Raw genomic sequence first — 19,050 nt, forward strand, 5'->3', positions numbered from 1 at the left:
CAAAATATTTTTGTGCATATCGCACTTTATCATTGCGATTAATCGTTATATTTTTGTCGTTATATACAAAATTATCAATAATTATGCTTTTGGGATCAGCACCTTTGCCACGCCATGTTTCCAATACTCCGGAGAAGCACCCGTGGTTCCAAATGTATGCCATAAAAAAACAATCGTTCGTGTTTGCTGTACAAATACATTATTTGTAAAAATGTCCGCCTAATACGGAATATTTTTCTTGCTATTTGTTATTTTGCCCATTATAATGTAGGTAAAAGATACCCGAAAACAGCATGTTTCATAATCAAGTATTGTAAAGGGGGTTTATATCATGCAGGAACAAACCATGTGGGCACTGACCAAAAAGAAACCGGAGAAAGGCCTCTGGATGGAACGCGTGCCGGTACCTGTTGTCGGACCGAATGATGTAAAAATCAAGATTCATAAGACAGCGATCTGCGGTACGGATGTACACATCTATGAGTGGAATGACTGGGCGCAGCACACCATTCCGATTGGTCTTACTGCCGGCCACGAATACGTGGGCGAGATCGTCGAAACAGGCGCAGGCGTAACCGGACATCAGGTGGGGGATCTGGTATCCGGAGAAGGCCACATCACCTGTGGCAAATGCCGGAACTGTCTGGAAGGCCACAAAGAAAACTGCCGGGATGCAAAGGGCGTCGGTGTAAACCGGAACGGGGCGTTTGCGGAATATCTGGTGATTCCGTCCTCCAATGTGTGGCCCTGTAATCCCAATATACCAGAAGAGCTCTACTCCATCTTCGATCCGTTCGGCAACGCTGCCCATACAGCGCTCTCCTACGATCTTCTGGGTGAAGACGTTCTGATCGCGGGGGCGGGGCCCATCGGTATTATGGCTGCAGCGATTGCAAAGTTCTGCGGAGCACGCCATGTGGTCGTCACGGATTTAAACGATTATCGTCTGGAGCTTGCTAAAAAGCTGGGTGCTACGAGAACCGTCAACCTGAGGAAAGAGACTCTCACCAATGTGATGAAAGCGATCGGGATGACAGAGGGATTTGACGTGGGCATGGAGATGTCAGGAAGTCCCGCAGGTCTTTCCGATATGATCCACAATATGAAGCACGGCGGCAAGATCGCGCTGTTGGGATTACAGGGACGGGAAACCACGGTTGATTTAGAGACGGTTATTTTCAATGGTCTGAATCTTCGCGGTATTTACGGCAGAAAAGTCTGGGATACCTGGTATAAGATGACCACCATGGTTCAGGCCGGCCTGGATATTTCACCTATCATCACGCACCGGTTTGATATCCGTGATTACGAAAAGGGATTTGAAGCTATGATATCCGGCCAGTCGGGCAAAGTTATTCTGGACTGGTCCCACATCAATGATAAATAAAAAGGAGATTTAAAAATGGAACGCAAAAATGATATTTTAAGCATTTATGCAAAAGAAGTAGAGGATATCAAAGAAGCCGGCTTATTTAAGGGGGAAGCGCCGATTGCTTCCGCTCAGGGAGCCCGCGTGAAGCTGGAGGATGGCCGGGAAGTCATCAATATGTGCGCCAATAACTATCTCGGTCTTGGCGACAGCCAGAGGCTGATCGATGCTGCAAAGAGAACTTATGATAACAGGGGATACGGCATGGCTTCCGTCCGTTTCATCTGTGGAACCCAGGACATTCATAAAGAACTGGAAGCAAAGATTTCCAACTTTCTCGGAACGGATGACACCATCCTTTACTCCTCCTGCTTCGATGCCAACGGCGGCCTGTTCGAGACGATTCTCTCAGAGAATGACGCAGTGATCAGCGACGAGTTAAACCACGCCTCCATCATTGATGGAGTTCGTCTCTGCAAAGCCAAACGATATCGTTATAAGAATAACGACATGACTGATCTGGAAAGCAAACTGAAAGAGGCCGATGCTGCCGGAGCAAGAATCAAACTGATCGCCACCGACGGAGTGTTCTCCATGGATGGGATCATCTGCAACTTAAAGGGTGTCTGTGATCTGGCAGACCAGTATCATGCGCTGGTCATGGTGGATGACAGCCATGCAGTGGGCTTTATCGGAAAGCACGGCCGCGGAACGGCGGAATACAACGGCGTGGAAGGCCGCGTGGATATCATCACCGGTACGCTTGGCAAGGCTCTTGGCGGAGCGTCGGGCGGATACACCTCCGGACGCAGAGAAATCATTGATCTCCTGCGCCAGAGAAGCCGTCCATACCTGTTCTCCAATACCCTGGCTCCCGCGATCGTCGGCGCCAGCCTGGAGCTGTTTGATATGCTGGAGGAGAGTACAAAGCTGCGCGATCATCTGGAGGAAACCACTGCATATTACAGAAAACAGCTGACCGACAATGGATTTGATATCATTCCGGGAACCCATCCCTGCGTGCCTGTCATGCTGTACGATGAAAAACTGGCCGGAGAATTTGCAAAAAGAATGATGGCAAAGGGTGTCTATGTCGTTGCCTTCTCCTTCCCCGTTGTGCCAAAGGGAAAGGCAAGAATCCGCACTCAGGTATGTGCCAGCCATACAAAAGAAGACATTGACTTTATTATAAAATGTTTCAGGGAGGTTCGGGAAGAAATGGGCCTCAATGAAGGCTGATGATCCGTTTACAGCCGTAAGAATAAAGGGAGAGACAGGAAGTGATTCGAAGAGATCACTTCCTGTTCCTTCTCTCAAAGAATAAATACATCACCCTCGATCTCGATCACATCGTCAAGAGGAATTCTGGTTTCATCCATCAGAACAATCATGCCTTCATACTCATCTATTTTCCTGATCATTCCATTGATGGAAGTATAGTAACCGCCATCTTTTTTATCATCCGGAACAAAACGGGTAATCGTTACGGCGGGGTGTTCCCTTAATTTTCCAATCAGCACGTTTATTTTCTCATTTAAAATCTCTTTTCTGTTTTCGTCCAGCTCCATCTTCTGATCCGTAAGCCGCGCAGCTTCATGAATGGCTGCGTCGTGACCGGTCAGGGCGGCAAACGGTGAAAACTGGGCCGCACGGTCAGCAACATCCATGGGAGGATGCACTGCGGATACGTGATGGGGTAAATGAATAATATCGTCATAACGGTGGGGGTCGTTCATTTGATTCTGCATCGATATGACACCTCCTGTGAAATTATGCCTTATGCCCGCCAATCTGGTGGTTGCGTTCCACGGTCATTGCACCCTCTTCCAGATTCATTCCTTTTAAAAGAGCATTTTTTCCGAATTTCTTTTTTATATCCAGTACTGCTTTCTGCAGATGCTTCTCCCGTTCCAGCGCCTGTTCTTCCTGTTCTCTCTGCTTCTGCAGAAGTGTATAATCCGTAAACAGATCCATCTGCTCAAAGCATTCCTGTTGGGCAGCGCTTCTTTCCTCCACCACATGGTTCGCTGTAATATATATCCTGCGGACCAGCAGATTCTTATCGATGATCCTGTCAAAAAGCGTCATCACGGCAGCCATGATCAATTTTGTGGAAGATGTCCGCCGTTCAAGGTTTATCGTTCCGTGAGCATGCTTTGGAACACTGCGTCCATAATGGTCTGTAGTGACAGGCCCCTTGTATTTTTTCCTGATTTCCGGTTTTTTCAGGTTCTCTATGTCATAGCCTACAGTCAGCACCAGCTGATCCGTCACAAGTCCCTTATCCACCAGATCCAGTACCAGCTGATCCGTCATCTCCCGGACAATCAGCCTCGCTTTCCCGCTCTCATAAGGACACTGCAGTACCTGACCGGAGCCTGTGCTGTTTGTCTCCGGCTTATATGCCTTTACGTCCGCCATGGTACACGGTTCCCAGCCCCAGGCATGATCCATGAGCAGTTCCGCGTTGATGCCAAACAGCTTATAGAGCAGCTCCTCATTATGGTAATCCGATGGCTTTCCCAGGGAACATCTGGCAATATCTCCCATGGTGTATAAGCCGTTTTCTTCCAGCTTTCTGGCGTAGCCGCGTCCCACCCGCCAAAAATCGGTAAGAGGCCTGTGTGTCCACAGAATACGGCGGTAGGTATTCTCATCCAGCTGTGCGATTCTCACACCATTCTCATCCGGTACGATATGCTTGGCTACGATATCCATGGCAACCTTACTTAAATATAAATTCGTGCCAATCCCCGCCGTGGCTGTGATCCCGGTCTCCTGCAGTACGTCCATGATGATCTTTCTTACCAGTTCCGGGGCAGAAAGCCTGTAGGTCTGAAGGTAGTCGGTCACATCCATAAAAACCTCATCAATGGAATACACATGGATATCTTCCGGAGCAATATAACGCAGATAGATATGATAAATCCTCGTACTGTATTCCATATACAATGCCATGCGGGGCGGAGCTGTCAGATAGCCGGCGGAAAGAGCCGGATTCGATCTCAGTTCCCGGTCATCCGCTGAAGAGCCGGAAAAGCGGCAGCCCGGTGCCTTTTGCTTTCGTTCTGTATTTACTTCCTTTACCTTCTGAACTACCTCAAACAATCTGGCCCGTCCGGGAATGCCGTAGGATTTGAGTGTCGGGGAAACCGCAAGACAGATTGTCTTATTCGTCCGGCTCGCATCTGCCACAACAAGATTTGTATAAAGCGGGTCCAGGCCCCGTTCCACACATTCCACGGAAGCATAGAATGACTTTAAATCGATAGCCGCATAAATTCGATCCTGCGATTTCATTGACAGCCGCCTCCAATGCAAACATATGTTCTATATATTAATAGAATACCATAGTTTGAAAAGAAAATCCAGTGTAAACAGGATGGAATGTAAAGGAAAAACGCTAAAAAGCATATAGTTTCCCTTATCCCAGCAAACTTTTCAAATGTATATTTATTTCTCCCACAAACGCTTCAGAATTATCTTTGACCGTTCTAAAAGAACCTTTCCATTTGAAGGATCCTGCAGCTCACTGACAGCGAGGAATTCACTGCCCAGTGATTCCTGGCCAAGCATTTGAAGGGCAAGTCCTGCCATCTTCCATGCGCTCCACAATTCCGGGTCAAAATCCAGGGCGTTGATATGGTTGCGCAGAGCAATGGGGTATTGTTCCATCAGCATACAGACGTTCCCCCAATGATTCCAGGAATCACAGGGGCTGTAATTGGAAAATGCTGACTTATCAGTTGTATAGAATCGCTTCAGACTTTCTTCAAAGTGTGCTGCTGCCTGTTGATAGTCACCCTTTTCCAGAAAAAATATCCCCGCAAGACAGTCTGTATCGCTTGCATATAATTCCTTTTGCTTCTTCCCGTTTAAAAGAGCTTCGATCGCTTCATCAATTCTTCCGGCATCATAAAGACAGCAGCCATAATAATAATTAGGGCGTCGCTGGTAGTCATAGACAGCGCCAGTCACGATCCGGCAGCCAGCCTCAATCCTCTGAAAAGCCCGTTGATAATGGGAAACTGCCTCTGAATTTTGCTGCATAAGCTGCAGTGAAAAGGCCGCCCCAAAATGGCCGTCCGGAAACTGTGGGTACTTCTCTTTCGCCTGTAAAAACGTTTCAAATGCCACGGTATGATTTTCCTGCTCCAAATAGTGGTTTCCCTGTTTGATTAATCTGACGAGTTCCGGCGGTGCATCATGGTCCGGTTTTTCATCATCTCCATAAATTTCCCAAAGCTTCGGAAGAAGCCGCGCTAATGTAACGTCATCATTCTCATCCCATGGTCTGTCAATATCAGGCGAATAATGAATTCCCCTTCTGATTTCATCTGACAGTTTTCTTGCTTCACCCTGGAATGAGACCTCCTCCATCATCCTGTCAAATGCGGGACCTATGACTTTTATGCCGATAGTATTGATTGCAGTCATATGGCGATTCAACAGTTCTTCGATACATCCCGGTTCGCCAGTATCCTGTTCTGCATCTTCAACGCTTTTTTGCGCTTTTTCCAGAGCATTTAGACTTTCCTGTACATCAGCTGACAAATCCGGCTGTTTTTTTAACCAGTCTGTCCATTCTTTGGATCGATACCATTCCAATACGGCAGAGCTGCGGGCTGCGGAAAGTATTTTCTCATTTTGAGCGTTCCATTTATCTATCCAAACGTTTGCAAGGAAGTCCGGGTCAGCAAGCGCTTTATGATAAATCATCCGGCCCTGTGTGATAAGCCACCCTCTGAAATAGGCAAAGCTATCGTCTCCGCACCCCTCATTGATAAGGAACGCTGCCGCCCACAGCCCATTCTTGTCCGCCAATACAAAATACTCATCAAATATCCACTTCCACTGCAGCAGGCTTGTCAAAGGAAGGGTATGTAGAAAATCTGTCACCTGTTCTGCCGTTTCGCTGCTTTCGGCCTCCTTTGCCAGTTCGATTATTCTCCAAAATTTTTCTACCGTCATTGCTCCCTCCCAAACAGGAGGTTCTAATACGGCCGGAGATACCGAGGCCAGGTATACCAGCTGATCTGTATGATCAAAGTCAGCAGCGTAAACCGTATGGGCTTCACCGGCCGCATAAAAACCGGTTTGGGGATAGAACCGATTGTTTCGCTGCTCAACAGACATTTCTTTTACAGCTAATTCTTTGCAATCGTTTAAATTCCAGCAAAGGTTATGTGCGAGAAACTCAGAAAGAGTTTTGCCGCTGGGCTTCCAGGTGTATAAATCCTCGTCGCTCATGTAGACGGGAGGATCCGTTTGTGATAAGTCCTCCCTGCAAATGCCTGCAGCCCAAACGCCCTGGTTTTCTGACCAGAAAACCAAAATATCAGGTATGCCCTGGAAGTCAGGGACACCTTCATATCCTTCCTCCTGCCAATCATCGCGAATCATGTCATAAGAAAAATCCAGGTTTTCAGGTGGATAAACCCTGTTTAAACTAAAACTCAGCGGCACGGCTCCATTTTGTATGTAGTAGTCTCGCAGTATAGCCGGCAATTTAATATGCAGCCGGTTTTCGGCGTTTAAAATACGATGAGCGGAAATTCCCCGCCGTATGGTTGGAAAAATGCGCTTCAAGCGCATTGCTGAGGGATAAAGGTTCGTACATACTGCTGCACTCCTTTCACTTAAAACGGTCTGTCGGCATCCGGTATTTCTGTTATGGAATTTCTGTTATGGAGATTCCATCTTCGTCATACATTTTTGTATCACTTCTGTAAGAACCGTTTTCCAAAACTCCGTCAACGGCGATCTGTCCATTCGGGTAATAGAACTTATAAGGGCCGCTTGGTACACCGTCAGAATAACTCATATCAATCTGAAGCTGACCGTTCTCATAATACTGTCTGGCAGACCCATTCAATATACCGTTTTGATAGGTCTGCTCTATTGCAGCTGTCCTGCCATCCGGATAATACTGTATCCACGTTCCGTCCAGCTGACCGTTGTTATATCTGCCTTCAGCCGTAATTCCTCCGGTTTCAGGATCAAACTGGCGTGTCAGTCCATGCCGCTCTCCATTTTCAAAATTTGCATAGTCGACCAAAATACCGGAAGGCGTGTAAAGCCGGAACAGTCCGTTCTGTTTCCCTTCTTTCCAGCAGCCTGTTTCCTTCACAATCCCATCGTAATAAACCACATCAAGGCCGTCAAGCTGGCCATTTTTATAGGAATACACCGACAGGTTCTGATCCGTGCGGGACTTCATTCTTCCGGAAAATGGCTTCCCATCATTACGCCGCACCATTACACCATCAGAATTGACGCAGGCTTCCTCATCCACGGCTGGAAAGCAGCGGTACAGGGTATAGAGATTTTGATCTGCCAGCAGGTAAAGCGCCAGCAGGAAAAGTACGGCTTTGATGCCAATGGACGCAATCCAGCCCAGAGAACCCATAGAGGCAAAAAGCCCCTTGTTCATAACCGCAATTACGATAAAAATAAACAGACCTACTGCAATCGCCGCAATCCCTTTTATCAGACGGGCATGAGAGCCGGCATCCATGATCTGTGCCGGAGCTTCCGGATTATAGTAAATTTCAACTTCATCGCCGATGGCATAGTGGTCTTCTGATTCTCCTTTTACATCTAAACGAGACTGAACCTCACTTCCGCTTTTCGTGGTGAAGTTTACCACTTCAAAATAGGAATAAAAAATCGGTTCCCCGATACCACGGTCTTTCCCCGGACGCATCTCGCTGGCAATCTGGATGACTTCTGCGGTGGTTTTGATTCCGTTTACGCGAAGATTGACAGCATGCCAGGTAACCCCTGCCCCGTACAGCAAGATGTAAAGTGACAGCCATGTAAACAGGAGGGAGCCTGCAAAAAATAAAGCTGTCTTTTTTTTACTTCGTTTCTTTTGGAACTTAACTTCCAACTCATTTGCAGTGTCCGGATTGACTGAGGGCTGCTCAGGAACTGTTTCCATGATTGCAGATACCAGTTCTTCAATATGCGGCTGCCAATCCCTCAGTGTTCCTTCCCTCTCCCACTGCACAGTCAGCACTCTGGCCCGGTCATCGATTATATCGGACACAAGGTCTGTGAGAACGGCAATCATTTCCTGTTTGGACTCTTCATCCATTGTGAAGGAGCGTACGCTTCTCAAGAACGCCGGTACATCAGCCATCTGGTCATACTGTTTAAATTCCAAATACAGCTCCGCCAGGATCAGATAGGTGCTGTCATAGTAATCTGAGTTTTGGGGATTGTCATCCATAAATGAACTATCCAGGCAAAGTATAAAAAGGTTCTGCAATGTCCAGACTGGATTCTCCTGCGCCTCCATTTCCAGAACCTCCATCAGCATCCGGACGCTGTCATTTTGTGTCTGCTTGTAGTACATCATAGAATCGCTCCTCCTTAAGTAACCTTCGAATCCCTTGCCTGCTCCATTTTATGAATCAGGGCATCGATTTGAAACTCCACCATATTCTCCGCAGTTTCAGGGAAAAGAAACGGCATGGTATCCGGGATTGCCTTGTGAACCATAATCATTGTCAAAATCAGATTTCCAAACAGTCTGGGATCAAAGACTTGAACAGAAATGCCAAAAATATTCATAAGACTGCGGGATAAAGCGATCTGGCTCTGCCGGAATACCTGAAAGTTTTCCGGGTTCAGACAGTGATACACTTTTTGTGCCTCTTCTATAGAAAGGACCGCGATCCCACTTCTGCTGCCATAGCAGCAGCTTTTCAGAAACTCCTCAACGCCTTCGCGCCAGTTGAGTGTCGGATCATCCATCAGAGTCTGGGCATAATACAGAATTTTAGGCTGCTGGTACTGCAGGGCACAAAGCACAAGTTCCTCCTTAGAGGAAAAGAAACTGTAAAAGTAGGATTTTGAAATACCCACTTTCCTGCATATAAATTCTATGCTGCTATGGATAATTCCTCTCTCGTTAATGCATTGGAGCATTGTGACGAAAAGGGCTTCTTTGATTTGTTTTCGTTCCTGTTCGGTATATGCTTTTCTGGACATTCCTCTCCCCTTCCTCTATATTTAAAATACAAAAATAAAAAGTGGTATTTATATAATAAACCAAAAGTATCATTCATACAACAATATTTGCTTAAAAATCAGATAAATACAGGTTTTTCCCGGTAACTTGTTTGCTTCGAAAGGAAAAGCGGCCGCTACCCAATGGCAGCCGGCCGCTTTCCAGTTTTTTGTTATGTTGAGCGATTAAGTTATTCTGGCTCCGTCTCTTTTCCTGTCCGTTTTTTCTCCCACTGCCTCAGCCACGGCTTTCTGCAATTCCTCCATCTGGTAGGGCTTTGTCAGGAATGCACAGCTCCCGGCCTCCGCGCCCTTCTGCACGGTCTGTGCATCAGAATGTGCGGTCAGGAACACCACCGGGATATTGGCCGCAGCGCGCAGCTCCCGGCAGAAGTCCAGTCCGTTTCCGTCCGGCAGGTCGATGTCCAGGACAATGGCATCCGGTGCCGTCTGATCTAAGACCGCCCTGGCTTCCCCCAGTGTCCCCGCACAAAAAAGGGAGTACCCCTCGGGGCGCAGGACACGCTCGTTTAGGTGCAGCAGCTCCGGACTGTCATCCACCAAAAGGACTGTTTTTCCCGTGTACCGTGCGGCAGCCCCTGGCTTTTGCAGGGGTACATGCCGCTCCCTGAGCCTCGCCAGTTCCCGCTGACTGACCAGGGAACAGACGAAATACGCCAGCACATCGAACACTACCGAGATATGTTCCATTTTCTCCGGCGGGGGATTGTCCGCGCCTAAAAAACCGTACATCTTACCCTGGGACAGCAGGGGGCTTAAAATGATGGAGTGGATTTTCTGGGGCTGCAAAAATTCATAAATCAGCGGATCCCTTTGCCGCAGTGTTTCCACTTTCGGTTCGATGATGTTTTCGCCTGCCGTCAGCTGCCCATACCAGGGAAGCAGGTCCTTTTTTGCGACATATGGCAGTTCTTCAATACCGGACGACATGCCGGGAGTACACCATTCATAAGTATTGCGGATATGCTGCCGGTCCATTTCCTCAAATACATATACCCGGTCACATTCCAGCCGTTCCCCTAAAAAGCGCAGAAGGCGGCGCAGCCCTTCCTCCGCGTCCGGGGCCGCTCTGATTTTCTTTAAGCACTCCCCAACAAACTGCTCGTTGCGCGCGGCGCTTTCCTGATAATGCAGATGTGGGGGACAGCCGGCGCTGCCTGCATGGAGTTCCATCTGTGGCTCCTCCTATCTTTGTGCAGAAGTTTTATGGAAAGTTTTTTCACACGGTTCATTCACCAGTCGGTTGATCAGCAGCAGCAGATCCAAATCACTTTGAAATGGAATTGTCTGCCCGTTCATTCTCACAGTTCCCTGCCACGTATGATTATTGTATTCCTCTATGCTCACCTCAAACGTTACTGGTTGATTCTTTTTCATATGCCCCTTCCTCCTTTGTTATAGAATAGCAAAAAAAAACGGTAAAAACGCGAAACTGACTAAATTGTCAGGTTCATGTTTTTACCATTCATATCGCTGCCATTATTTTACCGGGCTGTCCTCTACAATCTCCAATAGATAACCCTCATTCCGAAAATTCATCAGGGAAACCTTCCCATTAGAAACCGCCAGTTTATTTTTAAGCCTCGACATACATTTCCAAAGGGCACTGGAATTTCCGGACATGGGCTGTTTCCATATCTCCTCATAGATTTTCGCAGCCGGGAGGGTACTGCCCTCATGTCTCAGCAAGTACAAAAGGACGCTGAACTCCCGTGCGGTAAGCAGCATATCCTGTCCGTTTAAAAACGCTCTGAGGGCCACGGTATCCAGTACCAGGGGGTCACGCTTCAATATCTTTGTCTGCTCCATCTCCCGCCTGGTTATCTCTACAAAACGGAGCTGGGCCTTGACACGGGCCACAAATTCGTCTACGTCGTAAGGCTTAGTAATGTAATCATTGCCGCCGGCCACCAGCCCCTCGATGATTTCACTCTTTTCGTCCAGCGCAGTCAGGAACAGCACTGGCGCGGAAGTAGTGGGACGGATTTTTTCGCAGAAGGAAAGACCGCTGCCGTCAGGCAGCATGATGTCCAGTACCAGCACATCAGGCGTATGTGTCTGAAGCAGCTCCCTGGCTTCAGAAAGTGTGCCGGCACATAAAACCTGAAACCCTTCTCGTTCCAGAATCCGGCGGTTGATCCGCTGGATATTTTTATCATCCTCTACCAGGAGGATTATTCCCGTCCTGTTCATGCTCTGCCTCCTTCACCGGCAATGTAAACCAGATCTCAGTTCCTTTGCCTTCCTCACTCTTAACGCCGATCTTACCGCCGTGTTCCTCAATGATTGCCTTGCAGATGGTAAGCCCCAGCCCGGAGCCTCCTGAATCTCCCCGCTGGAACCGTTCAAATACGTGCGGCAGCAGCTCCGGGCTGATACCGTCCCCATTATCGGTGACACTCACCAGCACCCGGTTTTCCAGGGCTTTTGCCCGGACCAGGACTGAGCCGTTCCTGGTATGACGGTTCGCGTTACTGAGCAGATTAATCAGCACCTGCACAAGCTGGTCGGCACTGCCTTCTACGAAAGGCAGGCCCGGCTCTGTATCTTCTGTCAAAGTATTCCCCTGACGTGCAAACATGGACTGATAGATACGCACCGTCTCCGCCACCAGGGAATCCAGGGCCAAGAGCCGGCTCCCGGAATCTGTCCCCTGCATACGGCCAAGCCCCACAAGGCTCGTCACCATCTGAGCCAGCCGCCTGGCCTCGGTTGAGATGGCAGTTAAATCCGTCACGGTTTCCTCATCTATCGCACCCGACCTGATACTCTGGGCAGCAAACTGGGCATTGACCGAAATGACCGTCAGAGGGGTTTTCATCTCATGGGACATATCCGTGTAGAACTGGTTCTTCATGCGGTTCATCTCCGCCAGCATTTCCTTTTCAGCCGCAATGCGCGCCTCACTCTCCCTGGCCCGTTTTACCTCCCGCATCGTAGCAAGGAAAAGGGCAGTCATAGAATACAGGACGAACACCGCCATTGCCATTTCAGAAATAGCGAAGCGAAGGGCCGGCAGCAGATAAATGTCCCGGTGATACAGCATATCCCACAGCGCCGCAAACAACAGGAAACCAAAGCCCAAAAGCACGGCAAGCTGCCCGGTGTCTGGCCGCTGCCAGCGAAGGAGAAGCCGGGCAAAGAAGAACAGTCCGATCACTCCCAATATCGCGACGCGCCATACCATTGTGTGGGATATCAGCAGGGTGGAACCGAATAGATCCACGGCAGCAAATCCCCCGCACAAAAAACTGGCAGCAGGAGGAAACCATTTTGGCAGTACGCCGGGAAAAAGAAGGTATAAAAGCCACACCAGCAGGATCCCGCTGATCGGCATTGTTAAGTACTCCAGACGGAACATCACCGTCCACGGCAGACCCGGAACCATCACCTCCAGCATGCGCTGGCCGGTGACTCCAGTACGGATAAACCAGGTCAGACAGAATAAGGCAAACAACAGATTCGGCCTGTATCCCCGCATCAGCAGATAGAGGATCAGATGGACTGCAAACAGCACCAGATAGCCGCCCATGAGCACCGCTTCCGGCCAGAGATCCCGGAAAACGTATTGATTCATCTGCTCTGGAGGGCCTATAAAAAAAGAGCCATAGGTGCCGCCGTCCTTGTGCGTGAAGTTAGCTGCCTGCTGGACAATGACCAGCTCGCCATTTGCGTCAGGAGACACCGGAAGCAGATAGAATTTTACTCCGGGTGTGGTAGTCTCCCGGCTGTTCCCCGGAATTCCTGCTTCAAAAATCAATTCACCGTTCACATACATGCGGCTGGCAAAGTCCACGCTGTAGCCACAGATAAGGTAACTGCCCTGAGGGACTGTCAGATGCATTCGGCTGGTGGCATACTGGGTTTCACTTCCCGGCTGACCCACATGAATGTCCGGACGCTCTGAAAACTCTTGCGGAGTCAGAAGGGCATCTGCTACATACTCCACAGCACCGGTAAGCCTCACAGCCTTCTGCCTGATACCGGTCTCAGATAAATCCCAAAATCCATTTGCCGAGGTTTCGATTATCATTTCATCGGTACGGGGCTTGGCTCCCCACACTGCCAGCAGCAGGATTACAATCAGCGGTAAAACAGCGGCAAGTATCCATCTTTCTTTTTTCTCTGACATTTCACCGCCCCCCTGCTATCGTTTGGAATTGATTATACCAGAAAATTACAGGGATATAAACTAATTTCGGCCTGTGATCCCTGGAAATTCCAGTTTTCCCTCGTTTATGGCATAGATATGGGTGCAAAGCGTTTTCAGATCATCGTAATTGTGGGAGGTCATTAAAATGGTCCGTCCCTCTGCCTGGAGGATTCGGATGATCTCTTTTGTGTCATTATAGGTCTTATAATCGAGGGCGTTAAACGGCTCATCCAAAATCAGGATATCCTGATCTTCCATTATGGCCTGTGCGATGCCCAGCTTTTGTTTCATGCCCATGGAGTAATGTTCTACCTTTGTTTTATCCTCCGGGTCGAGCCCTGTCTTTTGCATGGCAGAACGAATTTCTTTTTCACCTGCCACGCCGCGGATCCCCGCCAGATACCGCAAATTCTGCAATCCGGTATTGAGACCGATGAAACCGGGGGAGTTTATCAGCACTCCCACGTTTTCCGGAAAATCTCGGCCCTTTCCCAGAGCCTGCCCTCTCACATAAACCTGTCCGCTGTCCGGGGGCAGAAAGCCGCAGATAATATTGAACAGGACCGACTTTCCGCTCCCATTGGCTCCAACGATGCCAACAGTGCTCCCTTTTTCGACATCCAGGGAGACATCAGACAGAACTCGCCGTCCGGAAAAACTTTTGCTCACTTGATCTAAAGAAATAATAGGTTTCATATGTTACCTCCTTCATGATTAAACAGCCGCCTGATGCCCCGGATGGAAAGCCAGAGGATCAGGACCAGGGAAAGGGCCGCCAGTAATACAGCCGCGGCTGCGGCCGGGATGGTTCCTCCTGTCTGCGGAAGCTTCAGCCGCGCCAGACTGGAAATTCCTGCCGGGAGCCACGAAATGGGCAGCAGACAAAGGAAATGCAGCAGCAGAACGGCCGAAAATCCTGCCGTCACCTGCCCCGTCACACAGAGGACGGACAGGATTATTAGGAATTGAAATGCAATATCCAAAAGTTTCAGCCCTACTACGGCTGCAGTCAGGCCCATATCCGGAGAAAATCCCTGCAGAAGCGGAGGGATAACAGCCGCAAGAGCCAGCAGGCAGCCATACAGAAAAATCCAGAGAAACCCGGTAGAAAGAAGCGCCTTCAGAAGTTCAGTTCTCCGCCGCAGGCGGACTGTCAAAAAAACAGAACGTTCCCCCACGGCCTAACTGCAGAATACCCCCAGGGGCCACAGAGGAAGTATATCCATAGTCAGCAGCATGAAAAGCCCCATCGGATAAAAATATCCGGTGCCATGTCCTGCAAACAGACGGACCAGCCAATCCGTGCCCTCTTCCGGCGCTCCTCCGGAAATCCAGGTCCAGACCGTCATAAGGAGAATCAGGCCAATCAGAAGCAGCCCATTTTTCCTGGTAAACAGGATCCTGCGGTAACAGGAAGCCAGCCCCTTCCCACCGTGCTTAGAAGCCGAATGCCACCACTGCCATCTTTGGGTGACGAGCCACACCATTCCTGCCGCCAGACCCGCCGTCGTCACAGCAGTCAGCGGAAAGCGCCAGGGAGAGGCCAGATTGTGAAGCAGAAAAACCCAATGATTGAATCCGGTTAAAAATACAAAAGGCGGACGGGACATAACCGGCAGCTGGATCCAGAGTACCGCGAACAAATACAGCGCCATGAGCAGTCTGACCGCCAGGGAGCGGCTGCAAAAATGGCCCAGACAAAGGGCTGTCAGCGCAATCAGACCGTACCCCAGAAGCGTTTGTCCGGCACAGCAAAGGATTGCGGACCACGGTGATGGAAAGATTCCCTGCAGCAGCGTAAATACCTCCCGCCACTGGCCTCCCGACGTTCCCGGCCATCTTCCGGCGATGGGAAGCCCCAGACCGGTGATCAGAATCGCAGTCATCTGCCCAAGCCACAACAATGCTGCAATCATTAACAGCGCCCGATATTTGTGAAAAAAGTACCGCCCAAAGGTCCCGTACCGCACCAGCACGAAAGGCGTGTCATCCTCCATCACACTGGTACAGAGAAGCAGGAAAACAGGCAGCACAGCGAAAGTGTAATAGTATTGGTCGTTCAGGACTGCCAGTAAATGAACCGGAAGGGTGACTTGTGTACTCACCCTCTCACTCAGCCCAAACAGAAGGGATAAGACAAAAAGCAGGAAAAATTTACCCAGGCCAGCCTTCTCCCATACACGGCGCATCATAGGATCACACCTGATAAATGGTGCGTTTCTTCACTTTCTGAAAATAGAGCGCCACCAATCCCATCACAATACACATCAGCACCGGTCCCGCTGTAAATGAAGCTGCATGAACTGCCGCAGCGCTTAGGCTGGCAGGCTCAAACGCTGTCACAAAGCGCAGTCCCGGCAGGCCGAGGATTGCCCAAAAGAAATTCTCCAAAATAACATAGATAAACGGACCTGTCAGAATTACGAACACATTGCTGCCATAAAGAGCCAGCACAAAACCAAAGGTCATGGTCAGGATGCCCAGCAGCCCCTTCCACAGAGAAAGCAATAATGCATAGAGAACCGGCATTTTGGCATAAAGGTTCGAGAATACGTGGGCATAGCCTGTGGGGATCGGCCAAAGCGCCTGTAGCTCCCTGATATACAGGGCAAACAGGGCGGAGATGAAACAGGGGATCACCAGAATGATAAATGCGGATACCGCACACGCACACCACTTTATGACCAAATAACGCTGCCTGCCGATGCGGGTCAGGGTGTAGGTCAGAAAACGGTCCCGGCGCTCATAGTAAAGCTGCCAGCAAATCGGGATGGTAACAAACAGGGGAAACAAAAGGCTTAAAAACTCCGTACCGATTTCCCATGCGTCAAGTTCAAAATGGAGGGTATACCCCCGATACAGGGTGCAGGAAAGAATACAGGTCAGCAGTGTAAGAAGACACGTTGTGACAAGGACCGGTTTGGCTATTTTCTTTCCCTCTAATATAAAGTTTCGCATATCAGCACTTCCTTCCGGTTGATTTTTATTTGCACCTTTATCTTAGCATCTGCCTCCGGAAAAACAAGGCCTGGGGAACAAACAGGGGTTTTACGGGAACGAAACGGTCCGCCCATAAACCCCCTGCTCTTCTATGCTTCAATTTTCAGGAAACCAATACTCCAATGGTGATATAAGGAATTCCATTCAGCCGGTCGTTGCCGGTAATAATCTTTCCCCCATGACGTTCCACGATCTGTCGGACATTATACAGGCCATAACCATGCCCGGCTTCCCCTTTTGTTGACCAGCCCCGCCGGAACATCTGAATAAACTCCATATTGGTCAGAGCCGCATGGGGATTCAGAACAGAAAACCGGAGGCTGTCCCCTTCCTCGATGGCTCTGGCATACAGCACGTCTCCGGGTGCGGCAGCCTCGATGGCATTGTCCAGCAAAATGGCAATCACCTCCACCCAGTCGGCCTCAGATAAAACGCGGCGGAGAAATGCACCAGCAATCGTCACTTCCACACGGACCTGTTTGAATTCCGCCTGCTTCATTTTTCCAAACAGCAGTCCGCTGATCACTTTACTGTCACATTTTAATAATTCTTTATCCGCGCCATCCAGTCTTACATGCTGAAGCAGGGCTGTCACTGCCTCCTGCGCCTCCTGTAAATCCCGGGCAGTAGAAACCGCTGCTGCAACCGCCATCATCTGGTTGTTAAAGTCATGCTGACGCGCCCGCACCTGTTCAATCAGTTCCTCTACCAAAGGAAGATACTGTTCCAACAGCGCGGTTCTCCGCCTGGCCTGCACACGGTGCTGCCGAAGGAGCATGGCAATCACGTCGCCAACCGCCAGCAGCCCCACCGCTCCCACCGTCACCGGAAGCCAGCGAATCATGACAGAAAAGTCAAACTGAAACAGGATGAGCATCAGCAAAAGCAGAAGCGCCGTATTGCTGCACATGATACAAATGACAGGGTCTCCATCCGCCAGCTTCTCCCTCAGCCACCGGAGTGCCCCCGTTCCCCAAAGCGCCAGCCAGAGGCCCAGGGACAGCACCCGGCCCACATAGAGATACCAAACGGGTTCCGCCGAACCGCATAGGGCCAGGAACAATAAGCAGAGTTCTCTCAGCAGGAGATACAGCGCAAAGGCGGCAATCGTGCCGAAAAGCGTATGTCCCTCGCTCTTTTGAAACCACAAACTGTTTAATAACAGCACACCAAGGAAATAAAACAGAAACGATACGATTTGATCCACCGGGAGTACCGCATATGCCATCTCTGTATCGTGGTCCCCAAGCCCCAGCCGGGAGAGCAGGCAGATGCCGGCAAACGCCAGCGGAAGCAGCCGGTCCAGCTTTCCCCTTGACCGGCCCAGCAGTCCGAGGCTGGAAAGAGACAGAAGAAGCCCGTCTAATACACTCTGCGAAATGATGGAAATTGTCATGGCTGTTCACGCTCAAACACTGCTTTCTGATATTTCTCACCAATCGGGACTGCTGTTTTGCACCCCTTTAGGTAAAGCAGGCGGTTTGCCTTGTCTATTTTACTAATATGAACCGGATTCACCAAAAAGCTCTTATGACACTGCAGCAGGCGGTTCTGCGGCACCATGTTCAGCAGCTTTGACAGACTGTAACCAGAAATCTGGTCTGCTATTTCGCCGTCGCCGTATTGTTCGGAATGAATGACAAGCTTTTTGCCAAAGGATTCAATATAAAGGATATTTCTGATTTCATATTCAAACAGAAACTGTTTCTGCTCAATCCGAAGGATTTCCGGAGCGGTCTGCATCTGCGCCCCCATCTCAAGAGCCGCTTGAAATGTTTTTTGAAATTCAGCCTCCGTGAAGGGCTTTACCAGGAAATCGTAGCCTTTGATTTCCCGGTAGGCAGATAACTCCTCTCCTGCCAGTTCCGTGGTAAAAAGAATTGGCGTAAACCGATATTCCGGCATGGAACGCAGCTGCCTTGCCAGTTCGGTCCCCCGGTAATCCAAAAGCTGTATATCCAGAATAAACAGATCAACCTTGTTTTTCACCGCATAGAAAAGAGCCTCTGCGGCCTTCTCAAATACTGCAAGTTTATGTTCCATTGAGCTGTTTTCCATGTACCGGCGCATGAGCGCAACTGCGCCCGGCTCGTCTTCAACCAATAAAATAAGTCCCATAGGCGGCCTCCCTCCACATGTTCTGCCAAATATTTCAATAATAACCGTATTCTATCATATACCAGCAAATCCGTCTATCTCATAATCCTGACCTCGCCAATCTCAGGTTTGGTCTTCCAACAGCCATAATAGCGTATATTTTTCTGCCACGCTGCTGTTAAACCTTCATCCGTTTTGGCCAGTTCTTTACAGCAAATGGCATACAGACCATTCCAATTAAAACCGGAACCGTAATAAGTAAATAGAGCGACCAGATCACTTTACCAAAAACAGAAAAGGTATTGGTTCTGCAAATGTCGGCAGAGCTTCTTATGTTCTGCTAAAAATAATCCCATTCTAATGCCCCTTGCCCCTGTCGAAAAATAATATAAGT

General features: G+C 49.3%; 17 protein-coding genes and 2 pseudogenes. 2 read left to right on the forward strand and 17 right to left on the reverse strand.

Features of this window, described 5'->3' with window-relative positions; all coding sequences use genetic code 11:
- Positions 1 to 331 precede the first annotated feature (331 nt).
- Positions 332 to 1,387 (forward strand): L-threonine 3-dehydrogenase, encoded by a 1,056-nt coding sequence (gene tdh, locus NE473_RS01785; RefSeq protein WP_022031194.1) that lies wholly within the window; start codon positions 332 to 334, stop codon positions 1,385 to 1,387.
- A 15-nt stretch (positions 1,388 to 1,402) separates the two neighbouring features.
- Positions 1,403 to 2,608, forward strand: coding sequence for a glycine C-acetyltransferase (locus NE473_RS01790; RefSeq protein WP_022031193.1), 1,206 nt, complete (start codon positions 1,403 to 1,405; stop codon positions 2,606 to 2,608).
- A gap of 74 nt (positions 2,609 to 2,682) precedes the next feature.
- On the opposite strand, the gene NE473_RS01795 is transcribed toward NE473_RS01790, so the two are convergent.
- The 17 genes and pseudogenes from NE473_RS01795 to NE473_RS01870 all read right to left on the reverse strand — a co-directional run bounded on the left by NE473_RS01795 (position 2,683) and on the right by NE473_RS01870 (position 18,677).
- Complete coding sequence (locus NE473_RS01795) at positions 2,683 to 3,117, reverse strand: YolD-like family protein (protein WP_006777283.1); 435 nt, start codon at positions 3,115 to 3,117, stop codon at positions 2,683 to 2,685.
- A 22-nt stretch (positions 3,118 to 3,139) separates the two neighbouring features.
- A complete protein-coding gene (locus NE473_RS01800) occupies positions 3,140 to 4,669 on the reverse strand; it encodes a Y-family DNA polymerase (protein ID WP_055648972.1) in 1,530 nt (509 codons plus the stop codon).
- A 153-nt stretch (positions 4,670 to 4,822) separates the two neighbouring features.
- The gene (locus tag NE473_RS01805; RefSeq protein ID WP_172682229.1) at positions 4,823 to 6,340 is read right to left on the reverse strand and encodes a DUF4240 domain-containing protein; all 1,518 of its coding nucleotides are present in this window, start codon (positions 6,338 to 6,340) and stop codon (positions 4,823 to 4,825) included.
- Between the two features lie 228 nt (positions 6,341 to 6,568).
- Positions 6,569 to 6,964 (reverse strand): annotated as a pseudogene (locus NE473_RS33055) (SMI1/KNR4 family protein); the annotation flags it as partial.
- Positions 6,965 to 7,040: 76 nt separating this feature from the next.
- Positions 7,041 to 8,732, reverse strand: coding sequence for a DUF3592 domain-containing protein (locus NE473_RS01810; RefSeq protein ID WP_055648974.1), 1,692 nt, complete (start codon positions 8,730 to 8,732; stop codon positions 7,041 to 7,043).
- Positions 8,733 to 8,746: 14 nt separating this feature from the next.
- Entirely contained in the window at positions 8,747 to 9,187 is a 441-nt protein-coding gene (locus NE473_RS01815; protein ID WP_242866047.1) for a TetR/AcrR family transcriptional regulator, read from the reverse strand.
- 6 nt (positions 9,188 to 9,193) lie between these two features.
- A pseudogene (locus tag NE473_RS32765) lies at positions 9,194 to 9,367 on the reverse strand (TetR/AcrR family transcriptional regulator); the annotation flags it as partial.
- A 204-nt stretch (positions 9,368 to 9,571) separates the two neighbouring features.
- Positions 9,572 to 10,579, reverse strand: a complete 1,008-nt coding sequence (locus NE473_RS01825) for a response regulator (RefSeq protein ID WP_055648976.1) — start codon at positions 10,577 to 10,579, stop codon at positions 9,572 to 9,574.
- Positions 10,580 to 10,591: 12 nt separating this feature from the next.
- A complete protein-coding gene (locus tag NE473_RS01830; protein WP_006777171.1) occupies positions 10,592 to 10,783 on the reverse strand; it encodes a hypothetical protein in 192 nt (63 codons plus the stop codon).
- A gap of 102 nt (positions 10,784 to 10,885) precedes the next feature.
- The gene (locus NE473_RS01835; RefSeq protein ID WP_055648977.1) at positions 10,886 to 11,599 is read right to left on the reverse strand and encodes a response regulator transcription factor; all 714 of its coding nucleotides are present in this window, start codon (positions 11,597 to 11,599) and stop codon (positions 10,886 to 10,888) included.
- A complete protein-coding gene (locus NE473_RS01840) occupies positions 11,562 to 13,538 on the reverse strand; it encodes a sensor histidine kinase (RefSeq protein ID WP_055648978.1) in 1,977 nt (658 codons plus the stop codon). Before NE473_RS01840 ends, NE473_RS01835 begins: the two co-directional genes overlap by 38 nt.
- A 60-nt stretch (positions 13,539 to 13,598) precedes the next feature.
- Positions 13,599 to 14,255 (reverse strand): ABC transporter ATP-binding protein, encoded by a 657-nt coding sequence (locus NE473_RS01845; RefSeq protein WP_055648985.1) that lies wholly within the window; start codon positions 14,253 to 14,255, stop codon positions 13,599 to 13,601.
- Entirely contained in the window at positions 14,252 to 14,716 is a 465-nt protein-coding gene (locus NE473_RS01850) for a hypothetical protein (protein ID WP_256265148.1), read from the reverse strand. Before NE473_RS01850 ends, NE473_RS01845 begins: the two co-directional genes overlap by 4 nt.
- A gap of 24 nt (positions 14,717 to 14,740) precedes the next feature.
- Positions 14,741 to 15,751 (reverse strand): hypothetical protein, encoded by a 1,011-nt coding sequence (locus tag NE473_RS01855; protein ID WP_256265149.1) that lies wholly within the window; start codon positions 15,749 to 15,751, stop codon positions 14,741 to 14,743.
- Between the two features lie 4 nt (positions 15,752 to 15,755).
- A complete protein-coding gene (locus NE473_RS01860; protein WP_055648987.1) occupies positions 15,756 to 16,517 on the reverse strand; it encodes a hypothetical protein in 762 nt (253 codons plus the stop codon).
- A 145-nt stretch (positions 16,518 to 16,662) separates the two neighbouring features.
- The gene (locus NE473_RS01865; protein WP_055648988.1) at positions 16,663 to 17,955 is read right to left on the reverse strand and encodes a sensor histidine kinase; all 1,293 of its coding nucleotides are present in this window, start codon (positions 17,953 to 17,955) and stop codon (positions 16,663 to 16,665) included.
- Positions 17,952 to 18,677: a LytR/AlgR family response regulator transcription factor gene (locus NE473_RS01870; protein ID WP_055648989.1), complete on the reverse strand. Its 726-nt coding sequence runs from the start codon at positions 18,675 to 18,677 to the stop codon at positions 17,952 to 17,954. The genes NE473_RS01865 and NE473_RS01870 overlap by 4 nt, the downstream gene beginning before the upstream one ends.
- Positions 18,678 to 19,050 lie beyond the last annotated feature (373 nt).

The organism is Hungatella sp. SL.1.14 (assembly GCF_024460495.1).
GTDB classification, from domain to species: domain Bacteria; phylum Bacillota; class Clostridia; order Lachnospirales; family Lachnospiraceae; genus Hungatella; species Hungatella hathewayi.

Excerpts from the sequence above, each read along its gene's own strand:
- tdh (WP_022031194.1), top strand. The coding sequence starts at position 332 with ATGCAGGAACAAACCATGTGGGCACTGACCAAAAAGAAACCGGAGAAA.
- NE473_RS01790 (WP_022031193.1), top strand. The coding sequence starts at position 1,403 with ATGGAACGCAAAAATGATATTTTAAGCATTTATGCAAAAGAAGTAGAG.
- NE473_RS01795 (WP_006777283.1), bottom strand. The coding sequence starts at position 3,117 with ATGCAGAATCAAATGAACGACCCCCACCGTTATGACGATATTATTCAT.
- NE473_RS01800 (WP_055648972.1), bottom strand. The coding sequence starts at position 4,669 with ATGAAATCGCAGGATCGAATTTATGCGGCTATCGATTTAAAGTCATTC.
- NE473_RS01805 (WP_172682229.1), bottom strand. The coding sequence starts at position 6,340 with ATGACGGTAGAAAAATTTTGGAGAATAATCGAACTGGCAAAGGAGGCC.
- NE473_RS01810 (WP_055648974.1), bottom strand. The coding sequence starts at position 8,732 with ATGATGTACTACAAGCAGACACAAAATGACAGCGTCCGGATGCTGATG.
- NE473_RS01825 (WP_055648976.1), bottom strand. The coding sequence starts at position 10,579 with ATGGAACTCCATGCAGGCAGCGCCGGCTGTCCCCCACATCTGCATTAT.
- NE473_RS01830 (WP_006777171.1), bottom strand. The coding sequence starts at position 10,783 with ATGAAAAAGAATCAACCAGTAACGTTTGAGGTGAGCATAGAGGAATAC.
- NE473_RS01835 (WP_055648977.1), bottom strand. The coding sequence starts at position 11,599 with ATGAACAGGACGGGAATAATCCTCCTGGTAGAGGATGATAAAAATATC.
- NE473_RS01840 (WP_055648978.1), bottom strand. The coding sequence starts at position 13,538 with ATGTCAGAGAAAAAAGAAAGATGGATACTTGCCGCTGTTTTACCGCTG.
- NE473_RS01845 (WP_055648985.1), bottom strand. The coding sequence starts at position 14,255 with ATGAAACCTATTATTTCTTTAGATCAAGTGAGCAAAAGTTTTTCCGGA.
- NE473_RS01855 (WP_256265149.1), bottom strand. The coding sequence starts at position 15,751 with ATGATGCGCCGTGTATGGGAGAAGGCTGGCCTGGGTAAATTTTTCCTG.
- NE473_RS01860 (WP_055648987.1), bottom strand. The coding sequence starts at position 16,517 with ATGCGAAACTTTATATTAGAGGGAAAGAAAATAGCCAAACCGGTCCTT.
- NE473_RS01865 (WP_055648988.1), bottom strand. The coding sequence starts at position 17,955 with ATGACAATTTCCATCATTTCGCAGAGTGTATTAGACGGGCTTCTTCTG.
- NE473_RS01870 (WP_055648989.1), bottom strand. The coding sequence starts at position 18,677 with ATGGGACTTATTTTATTGGTTGAAGACGAGCCGGGCGCAGTTGCGCTC.